Below are 669 nucleotides of genomic sequence, written 5' to 3' on the forward strand. Positions count from 1 at the left end.
GATCTCCGCGTGCCGCTCGGGCTGGAGCATCCCCCAGTAGGTGTCCCCGGCTCCGGGGTACAGTCGGCCGATCGCCGCGGCGAGCTCCCACTCCCGCCCCCGGCCGAGGGCCGGCACCCGGGCCACGACCTCCATCGCCTCGTCCTCGTCGGCAGCACCGCACAGCGTCGCCGCGGCGACGACCCGGCGCATCAGGGGCATCGGCAGCAGGCGCTCCCCGTCGGTGGCGAGCGCGCGCGCCCAGTAACGCTCCTCGTGGCGCAGCAGCGTCGCCTCGACCGCCTCGCCGGGCACGATGTCGAGAGGGGCGGGGCCCGCCTGGAGGAGTGCGGCCAGAGCTTCCATCTGGACATTGAGGGCGGTGGCGTAGCGGCGTCCCGACATGTCCGATGGGACGCTCAGCCCGCCGGCCAGGGCGGCCCAGTCGTAGTCCTCTTGGCCGTCGGTGCGCCCCAGGTGCCCGGCAAGTCCGTGCAGCGCCGCGGCGAACGCCTCCCGGCGGTCGTCCGATGTCACGTCCAACGGGCCGAGTTCGGTGGTCAGGGCGGAGGCGAGGATCTCGTGGGTGGCCGCACCCGTGTCGTACGGGTCGAGCTGCCATCCGCCGGACGAGCGGGCCACCAGCAGCACGCGGACGGTCTGCCCGGTCGCTGCCGCCGCGCGGGCCCG

1 pseudogene is annotated in these 669 nt (G+C 75.2%); it reads right to left on the bottom strand.

Annotated features, from left to right (window positions below):
• Positions 1–669, bottom strand: a pseudogene (locus O3X23_RS39210) (hypothetical protein); the annotation flags it as partial.

The sequence above is a fragment of the Streptomyces sp. H39-S7 genome (genome assembly GCF_027158205.1).
Classification (GTDB): Bacteria; Actinomycetota; Actinomycetes; order Streptomycetales; family Streptomycetaceae; genus Actinacidiphila.